Source organism: Haloferax gibbonsii ATCC 33959, from assembly GCF_000336775.1.
In the GTDB taxonomy this organism is placed as follows: Archaea; Halobacteriota; Halobacteria; order Halobacteriales; family Haloferacaceae; genus Haloferax; species Haloferax gibbonsii.
In genome coordinates this window covers 1-3,071 of record NZ_AOLJ01000010.1, presented here as the reverse complement: position 1 = coordinate 3,071, position 3,071 = coordinate 1, and the positions used below count along the sequence as shown (strand labels likewise).

Here is a 3,071-nt window from a genome sequence, read left to right as displayed (position 1 = left end):
GTTGAAGCTTCGGCGTCGAGAGAGTCCGAGGCTGATGAGGCGTTTCAGACGAACCAAGCTGGTGTTGAAGCTATGGAAGCTACGAACCCTTGCATCAGGTCTAACATGTTTCAGACGAACCAAGCTGGTGTTGAAGCTGCGCCCTCTTTGGTGTCGAGGAGTTCCTGGGCCTGTTTCAGACGAACCAAGCTGGTGTTGAAGCCAGCTAATCGCATCGCCGCGATATCAGCAATTCATGGTTTCAGACGAACCAAGCTGGTGTTGAAGCACCGGAGATTCGAGACGGCGAACATGCCTGGCGCGAGTTTCAGACGAACCAAGCTGGTGTTGAAGCCGCGTAGTCAGATGGGTCTTCGCGGGCTCCGACACGGTTTCAGACGAACCAAACTGGTGTTGGAACCGCTCGCCACTCGACCGGAGTGCATGAAGAAGTTCGTTTCAGACGAACCAAACAGATACTGAATCGACATCGAGCCGCCAGTATCGACTTGACACCTTGCCTCGAGTTCACGGCCATTTTTCACCTACCAAAACTTTATGCTTAGTTGCCACGATTTTCCTGTGAAATATGAAATGAGAACACTCGTCAAACTACGCGCAGAGAGGGATTTTGCGTACGACAATACATACAATCACAAGTTACAGGGACGGTTGTACAACGACCTCCGTGACAACGGATACGGGGCAGTCCTCGACGAGGGGCCGAAGACGTTCAGTTATTCGAACATTTTTCCCCCTCGGGATGCCGAAGCAGGCGACTCCCGAAGTCTCATCTTCGCAGCATCGGACCAAGATCTGGTGACGTCGGTCGCCTATGGACTCTGTTCTGAGCCGGAGGTGAATATCGGGGAGATGCCCCTCCGAGCGGAAGAGGCGTTTACACTCGACCCGAAAGTTGGTGAATCCGGGTCGCTCACCACAGGGACCCCAATCATCATTCGATTCGGGACTGAGACCGCCGCAGAGTACGGGATTGAGACAGAGTACGACCGGACGTACTGGCGACCCGAACACGGCATGGACCTGTTCTTCGACTCCCTCTACGGGAACCTACAGAAGAAGTACGAACGTGTGTACGACGAATCTGCCCCGAGTCCGCCATATTTCAGCGGCTACTCGTTCCAGAAAGTTGTTCCGAAGCCTGTCACCTATGCAGACGGTGACGTGACCTACGTCGGAACTGAGTGGGAATTCGACTATGAGATCCGAAGCGCTGCTCATCGCCGGATTCTGAACCTGGCGCTTGACGCCGGGCTCGGCGAACTCAACGGGTTGGGATTCGGCTTTATCAATCGGACGGAGGACATCTAATGCTCCTCCAAGCGCTCTCGGTCATCGGTGACGAGATCGCTGCCGAAGAGTTTCCGACGAAATACGTCGCTTGTAGCGACCCTGATGCACTCGCCGGTAATCAAGAGGTCCACTCCGTCGTCGTCCTTGACTTTGATGGGGACGGCGATGGATTAGAGTACCGTGGTGCTCGGACGGTTGACCCGGACACGCCACTCGAGATGGCAGTCAAGTATGGGTACGTCAATCGGTACAACCAGTACGACCACAGTCTGACACAGCGGGCGAGTAGTAGCGTCCTGACCGAACTGGAACGGATGTTCTCTTGGCCGACAGACGAGAGTCTGGGGGCGGAGCGGGACGAACCACTCCTCCAGGCCCTCGACGAGGCTTTCGAAAAGTATGAAGACGAGATTCAGTCAGATGTTGAACGGTACGACGAGGAAATTGAGTACAAAGCGCTTCTGACTATTCGAATCCAGTCAGGCGGTCAAGGTCGGTATCCCGGCGAAATCGAGGAGTTTGCGAAGGCGACGTTCGTGGCCTACTCGGATGCCCTCTCGGAAGACTCACAGAGTGCGACTGACTCTCGTGGTGAAGCCGTGTGTGCTGTCTGCGACACTCGGACTGAGACCTATGGTCTCGGTGCGAAGCTCGACCAGATGTACACGAGTAAGAAGCAATGGCCGTTCCCGTTCTACAACGCCTCGAAGGCGTGGCAATCGCGGCCGCTCTGTGGCGACTGCATTCTGAACATCGAGGTTGCAACCGACCGCTTCCTGAGTCGGCAGTCCTTCGGCGCACCCGGAATCAGATGTCGGGTTATCCCCTACGCGCTACCGACACCAGAAGGAGAGGAGGCTCTCCGTGAACTGATTCGGAACTCACGAGAAGAGTTGCTCAAGGAGGACACGGACCGGCCGCTCCAGAATGCGTGGAGCGTTCACCGTACCTTCGTTGAAGAACTCGGAATCAAAGAGCCAATTCTCAGACTCGCGTTCGTCCATTACTATCGAGATAGTGCGAAAACACACGGTGTCGGATGGATTGACGGTGTCTCAGTCAACCAACTGGATGCTATCGCGGAAAGCTACGAGCGCATCCACAGCTCGAACCCGGTCTTCGAGAACCGTTTGCTCGTCGACACCGACTCGTTCAGAGTACCGAGTGAGAAGCAGATTTTCACCGGGATGTGGCTCTTCGGTCTCCTGTGTGAGGTTTCCGATAGCGACCACGAGGGGAGCCGAATTGGAGACCAAAACCAGTGGGTCGAGTTCACGCAATCGATTCTCACGGACTCAACAATCCAGTACGACGCGCTCGTGAGTGCGCTCACACGGGAAGCGGTCGCACGGTTCAACAAACGAGTGAAAGACGACGAGACGAGTGATTACCCGTATGATGGTTTCCACGCCCTGCGGGCCTACGGCCTTCTGAGAGTCCTCGCCGAGTTAGGCGTTCTCTCGGATTCACGAACNGATTACCCGTATGATGGTTTCCACGCCCTGCGGGCCTACGGCCTTCTGAGAGTCCTCGCCGAGTTAGGCGTTCTCTCGGATTCACGAACATCCTTAGCAATGATTCCAAGCAACATCACCGGTGAGTTCACGACATTCGGCGAAGGACTCGGCGAGTTCATCGCTGCTCACGAGAGTATTAGCGAGTCGCCTGGACGTCAGGAGGCGTTTGTCCTCGGTGCGGCCGCCGCGCAACTTTCGAACTGGCAGAAGCGACGTGGACTCAACCGAACGTTCATCCAGAATCGCGACGTCGAACAACTC

General features: G+C 55.6%; 3 protein-coding genes. All 3 read left to right on the top strand.

The genetic code is table 11. From position 1 onward, the window contains the following. A partial coding sequence (locus C454_RS20945; protein ID WP_204365849.1) for a hypothetical protein occupies positions 1–462 on the top strand: 462 nt, incomplete at its 5' end. Between the two features lie 111 nt (positions 463–573). Continuing rightward, positions 574–1,311 (top strand): CRISPR-associated endoribonuclease Cas6, encoded by a 738-nt coding sequence (cas6, locus tag C454_RS02815; protein WP_004972497.1) that lies wholly within the window; start codon positions 574–576, stop codon positions 1,309–1,311. Further along, the coding region (locus C454_RS02810; protein WP_004972496.1) for a TM1802 family CRISPR-associated protein at positions 1,311–3,071 on the top strand (1,761 nt) is incomplete at its 3' end. The genes cas6 and C454_RS02810, both read left to right, overlap by 1 nt.